Genomic DNA, 6,081 nt, shown 5'->3' with positions numbered 1-6,081 from the left:
AGGCCTGCGGCCTCCAGTCGCCGATGCGTCGGACCGGAGCTGAAGCTTCCTCCGACAGCGGCGTGGTGTCGTGGCAGGAAAAGACAGCTGTAGGAGCGCTGCTCTGCATCGCGACTGGCGTCGCCAGGCGCCTCGGCGGAGGCTGAAAGGTTGGTTGTCGTCGCGAATACGGGCAACACCGCCGGGAGGCCTGCGGCCTCCAGTCGTGAGCTGAAGCTACTCCTACAATGCGGTCGTTGCAGACCTTGTTGGAGCGCCGCTCTGCGTCGCGACTGGCGCCGCCAGGCGCCTCGGCGGAGACTGAAAGGTTGGTTGTCGTCGCGAATACGGGCAACACCGCCGGAAGGCCTGCGGCCTCCAGTCGCCGATGCGTCGGACCGGAGCTGAAGCTTCCTCCGACAGCGGCGTGGTGTCGTGGCAGGAAAAGACAGCTGTAGGAGCGCCGCTCTGCGTCGCGACTGGCGCCGCCAGGCGCCTCGGCGGAGGCTGAAAGGTTGGTTGTCGTCGCGAATACGGGCAACACCGCCGGGAGGCCTGCGGCCTCCAGTCGTGAGCTGAAGCTACTCCTACAGCGGCGTGGCAACGTTGGTGGAGAAAATCGCTAAGGGAGGACGATTTATCACTTCTTGACCATCCGAACTCTTTCAGTGTGGCTCAAGATTGGCCCGATGGCTGATCAAGGTGAGTACTCAGGAAAATCTATACCGGTGGCAGCCAGGCTACCCTCGCTCCCACCAGGACCAGGGACGCCGCGGTCAGCGCCAGCCAGGGGCAGGGCGTCATCGACGGGCGAGGCTTGTTTTGCCAGGAGAGGCGGACGAGAGCGCAGACCACCAGCCCCAGCAGAGCGCCGCCGATCAGGTCGCTGAGCCAGTGTACGCCGATGACGAGACGGGACAGGGCCATCGGTAGCGCCAGTGCAATGGCAACCCAGTAGGCCCAGAAGCGCTTCTGGCGGGGCAGCCCTTGGGCAAGGAAAGCGGCGGCCAGGCCATAGAGCACCACGGCGGAGGAGGCGTGGGCGCTCGGGTAAGCCAGCGAACCGGTGAGATAGTCCGGCGTATCCGGTCGCGACCGGCCGATGATCGCTTTGCCCAGTGTGTTGAGCAGGGCGATGGCGCCCAGGCCGGCGGCAAGATGAAGGAGAGCCGCCAGGTGCCGCCTCGTCAGCAGCCAGAGACCCCAGGGAATGACCAGTGCCAGAATGCCATACATGTCTCCGACACGCGCCAGCAGCTGGCCGGCAGCGGGCAAGGCCGGCACCGCCAGGCTGTCGAACAGGGCATGTACCTTGAGGTCGAGATCGAAGGGGCCGCGCTGGCGTATCACGGCGATGGTCAGTCCCGAGAGCCCGCCCAGCGAGAAAATCAGCAGCAGCCAGCTTGCCAGCGGTATCTCGCCGCGGCTACGCCAGCTGTGCGTCAGCCACAGGCGTCGCATTACCGGGTGGCGCCGAGCGACGCTTGCCAGCAGGCGATAGAACCGGCCGCTGCGGCTGAACTGATGACGCAGCCAGGAAAAGATGATTCCCAGCGCTACCACGAGGAGTGTCAGGGCGATCAGCAGGCCGCCCAGGCCGGGAGGCAGGCCGAGCAGCTGCTGCCAGGTCTGGCCCAGCAGGTAGCCGGGCAGGACATAGGCCGGTGCCCAAAGGGCCGCCGAGGCCAGGTTGGCCCAGGCGAAGGCGCGGGGCGACATGTGCAGCATGCCGGCAATCAAAGGTATCACCGGGCGCACCGGGCCGACGAAGCGGCCGAAGAACACCGAGAGGCTGCCGTAGCGCTGGAAGAACCGGGCGCCGCGGGACAGCCACTCGGGGTGCCGCGAGAAAGGCCAGAGCCGCGTGACCCGTTCCCGTTGGGTGTAGCCCAGGATGAAGCTCAGTCCGTCACCGATCACGGCACCGATGAATGCCGCCAGGAGAATGGTGGGGATGGCCATGTCCTGGTGTCCGGCGAGCGATGCGGCCGCGGTGATCAGTACCACGCCAGGCAGGAGCAGTCCCACCAGCGCCAGAGACTCGAGCAGGGCAATGAGGCCAATGATGAAGAGCAGCATGCCCGGCGAGGGGGCGAGCTGGTAGAGGGTCTCGGTCAGGCTCAAGCGTGGGCTCCTTGAAAGGGATCGGCGTGTATCATTGCTCTGTGAGGCGGCGTGTCAGGGTCTGCAGGCGCTGTTCGAAGCGCTGCCATGACTCGCCGCCGATACGCTGGCATAGCAGGGTGGGCGCGCGCAGAGGCCCTGTATCCACGAGCACCGTACGATCGATGGCTTCCTCTATTCGTTGCTGGACCATCTGTGCACCGCTTTCGCTGGTATCGGGCAGTACCAGCCAGAATGTGGCTGCGCTATGGCGCCCCAGGAAGTCGTGGCGCCGTGAGCAACGATTGGCTTCTCGGCATAGTGCGTCCAGCAGCGCCTGGCGTGTCCGGCTGCCGAACTGCTCGCTGGCCATTTCCAGCTGAGGCAGGTGGATGATCAGGACGGCCAGCGGTTGGTGAAGCAGTTCGGTGCGCTGATACTCGCTGGCAAGGAGTTCGTCGAGTGTGTCCTTGGCGAGTGCGTTGCACTCGGGATCCCTCGGGTCGGTGGCCTTGAGCAGGGCCAGTTGACGGTTCTGCTCCCACGGCGCCAGGGCTGCGACGACCATCAGGGCGAGATAGCCCAGGGCCACCTCGCTGCCGAGTTGTCCATCATTGACCAGGACCAGCCAGACCGGTGCCAGCAGGAGATTGAGGAGTATCGCCGGGGGCAGCGGTACCAGGAGAAGCGTGAGCAGGGGCGCCAGTCCGGCCCAGAAGGGGGCGGCGTTCTCCAGCTGGGGGAGTTCCAGTGCCAGCATCAGGTAGCCGGCTATCAGCACCAGGTAAGCCGAGAGGCGAGCGTTGGTGGTCATTGCGAGACGCAGCAGCATGGCGACCAGTATCAGCAGGGCCAGGATGGCAGGGGCCAGGATACGGTCGTAGTCGCCCATGAGGTAGTGCCACAGGGCGTACCCCCCCAGCAGCAGGGCGCCGGCAGCGTAGGCGATGGCTGTGCGGGTGGAAGACCACTTGCTCTCATCGTCCATGGTTGGGCTCCGGTTCGACCGCGAGGGTGACGTCCTGTTCGTCGAAGCGAGCCAGCTGCTCGTCGAGAGAGCCGGCGAGTTCGAGGGTGGTGAACCTTGCCTTCACCGGGGTGCGCAGGCCATCGAGCAGTGCCTGGCGCCGTGACCGGGCCTGCTCCCGGTCGCGACTCAGCAGCAGGGCGGCCAGCGTATGCTGATTGAGGCGATAGCAGGTCTCGAAGTCGTGGGTCTGGCGACACAGGTCCTGGGCCAGGGGCCAAAGCAGGTGGCGTGATGTGCGGAGCAGCAGCAGTTCGCCATGCACCCCTTCACGACGGCAACGTGCACGTTCGCGACGCAGGTCGGTAGCCAGCTGGTGCGCGGTCCATAGCGGAAGCCCGGGAGCCAGGCGGACGCGCTGTCGTGAGGCGAGCCGCAGCGGTTGCAGTTGGAGATTGCGTGCCAGCCCGAGCAACATCAACGTCAGTAGAAGCAGGCCCGAGAAGAGGGACTGTTCGAAGCCGAGCACGCCGATGAGAGACCACCAGGCGAGGCCTGCCAGGATGAAGGTGAGGCCCAGCATCCATCTCGGCTGAGGCAGCATCAGCAGGGCCGGCCAGCCCCAGATCCACAGGGCATGCCGCTCGGGGTCCGTCCACAGCAGGCCGGCCAGCAGCAGGCTGGGCAGCAGTTGCCAAGGGACTGTGGCGGGCCGCCGGTGACTGAACTCGAGCAGCGATGCAGTCACCGTCAGCCAGGCCACAGCCAGCCACAGCAGCAAGGCGCTGGCGAAGAGCTCCGTCCGGTAGGCCAGAAGGGCCAGAAGCAGTGCCGCGACCAACAGGTTCAGGCGCATCAATCCGACTTTGTACTTGCTTTGCATGGTGCCTTACTATCTATGGTGATCGACACGAAGTTGCGCCAGTATAACGTCCGCAGCCTCCTCTGAGGCTGTCGTCCAGGAGATATTGAAACCGCATGTCCGCATACGCCTCTCGAACCGAATCCACCGCCGACCAGGCCATCGGCGATGTCGATGCCTACATGGTGCGGCTAGGCCAGGCTGCCCGTGTCGCCGCCACGAAAATGCGCCGCGCCGTTACCGCCGACAAGAACGGTGCCCTGCGGGCCATGGCCGACCATCTTCAGCGCCGCCGCGCCGAGGTACTCGCCGCCAATGCACGGGATCTTTCCCGTGGCCGCGAGAGTGGGCTCGATGACGCCCTGCTCGATCGGCTGGCACTCGATGATGGACGACTCGACGCCATGGTGGAAGGCCTCAGGCAGGTCGCTGCCCTGCCCGACCCGGTAGGGGAAATCGATGGCATGAGGATGCGGCCCAGCGGCATCCAGGTCGGCCAGATGCGGGTGCCGCTCGGTGTGATCGGCATCATCTACGAGTCGCGGCCCAATGTGACTCTCGAGGCTGCCAGCCTGTGCCTGAAGTCCGGCAATGCCTGCATACTGCGCGGCGGATCGGAGGCTCGCGAGTCCAACGCCGCCATTGGGGTCTGCATACGCGAGGGGTTGCTCGAGGCCGGGCTGCCCGAAGCCGCCGTGCAGGTGGTGGCGACCACGGACCGGACCGCCGTGGGGCGCCTGATCGCCATGCCGGAGTATGTGGACGTGATCATCCCCCGCGGCGGTAAGTCGCTGATCGAGCGCATCACCCGGGAGGCGCGTGTGCCGGTGATCAAGCATCTGGATGGCGTCTGTCATGTCTATATCGATGCCACCGCCGATCCGGACAAGGCCATGGCCATCGCCATCAATGCCAAGACCCAGCGCTACGGCACCTGCAATACCATGGAGACGCTGCTGGTCGATGCGCCGTTGGCCGAATCGCTCTTGCCCCGGCTGGCTGCCGCCTATGCCGAGCATGGGGTCGAGCTGCGAGGCTGTGAGCGGACCTGCCGCGTGCTTGAGGTCGCTACTCCCGCCAGCGAGGCGGACTGGGAGGCCGAATACCTGGCACCGGTGCTGGCGATTCGTGTGGTCGACGGCATGGACGCGGCGATCGCGCATATCGAACGCTACGGCTCGCACCATACCGATGCCATCGTGACCGAACACTATGGCCTGGCCCGCCGCTTCATGACCGAGGTCGATTCCAGCTCGGTGATGGTCAATGCCTCGACCCGCTTTGCCGACGGTTTCGAATATGGCCTGGGCGCTGAAATCGGTGTCTCCACCGACAAGCTGCACGCCCGTGGCCCGGTGGGCCTCGAGGGTCTCACCACGCGCAAGTACGTGGTGTTGGGTGACGGCCAGGTTCGAGGGTGAGCCGGCAAAGCCCGCGCCCGGAAGTGTCGGCAGGCCAAGGGAAGACTGTGCCCGCCAGGCCGCCGCGTATCGCCATGCTGGGCGGAACCTTCGACCCAGTGCACCTGGGCCACCTGCGCAGCGCCGTCGAGCTGCGTGAGTGCCTGGCGCTCGACCGGGTACACATGGTGCCTGCCAGCATGCCGCCGCTGCGTGACGAGCCGTCGGTGACGCCCGAGGAGCGCCTCGCGTTGTTGAAGCTCGGTATCGGCAATACACCGGGTCTGTTGGCGGACGCCCGTGAACTTGAGCGCGCAGGACCCTCCTACAGTGCCGATACCCTGGCCAGTCTGCGGGAGGAGTACGGCGCAAGAGCGCAGCTGGTGATGGCTCTGGGTCATGATGCCTTTCTTCGTCTGGCGGAGTGGCGAACGCCGGAACGCCTCTTCGAGTTGGCCCATCTGGTGGTGATCGATCGCCCCGACCACGACGCGCCATTGCCCGAGGCGCTGGTCGAACTGATCGACCGGCGAGAGGTCGATAGCTGTGAGGCACTATTCCAGTCCCCGGCGGGACGGCTGTTGCGCCTTGCACTGCCGACGCGAATGGCGATCTCAGCCACCGCGGTTCGTCGGCGGCTCTGTGCCGGCAGCAGCGTCCGCTACCTGCTCCCCGAAGCCGTGGAAGCGCGAATACACGAAAGAGCCCTATATCGAACGCATTGAACGCTGCCAGGGGCCGCGCAAGACGCTACAATGGGCACCGACCAA

Annotated in this window: 5 protein-coding genes; 2 read left to right on the top strand and 3 right to left on the bottom strand. The window is 65.7% G+C overall.

Annotated elements, in window-relative coordinates:
- Positions 1 to 699: 699 nt before the first annotated feature.
- From Q427_RS25200 to Q427_RS25190, 3 genes are read right to left on the bottom strand one after another with little or no spacing between them, the layout of a single operon-like run.
- Positions 700 to 2,103 carry a bifunctional DedA family/phosphatase PAP2 family protein gene (locus Q427_RS25200; RefSeq protein ID WP_043518109.1) on the bottom strand — a complete coding sequence of 468 codons (1,404 nt, stop codon included), beginning with the start codon at positions 2,101 to 2,103 and terminating at the stop codon, positions 700 to 702.
- A gap of 31 nt (positions 2,104 to 2,134) precedes the next feature.
- Positions 2,135 to 3,070, bottom strand: coding sequence for a diguanylate cyclase domain-containing protein (locus Q427_RS25195; protein WP_051496700.1), 936 nt, complete (start codon positions 3,068 to 3,070; stop codon positions 2,135 to 2,137).
- A complete protein-coding gene (locus tag Q427_RS25190) occupies positions 3,060 to 3,932 on the bottom strand; it encodes a hypothetical protein (protein WP_155833693.1) in 873 nt (290 codons plus the stop codon). Before Q427_RS25190 ends, Q427_RS25195 begins: the two co-directional genes overlap by 11 nt.
- Positions 3,933 to 4,027: 95 nt before the next feature.
- On the opposite strand from Q427_RS25190, the gene Q427_RS25185 reads away from it, so the two are divergent.
- Positions 4,028 to 5,332, top strand: coding sequence for a glutamate-5-semialdehyde dehydrogenase (locus Q427_RS25185; protein ID WP_043518107.1), 1,305 nt, complete (start codon positions 4,028 to 4,030; stop codon positions 5,330 to 5,332).
- A 74-nt stretch (positions 5,333 to 5,406) separates the two neighbouring features.
- Positions 5,407 to 6,036: a nicotinate-nucleotide adenylyltransferase gene (gene nadD, locus Q427_RS25180; RefSeq protein ID WP_051496702.1), complete on the top strand. Its 630-nt coding sequence runs from the start codon at positions 5,407 to 5,409 to the stop codon at positions 6,034 to 6,036.
- The last annotated feature ends 45 nt before the right edge of the window (positions 6,037 to 6,081 follow it).

Source organism: Halomonas sp. BC04 (genome assembly GCF_000568385.1).
Note: the sequence above shows the minus strand (reverse complement) of the source record. Positions and strands in the feature narration are given on the sequence as shown.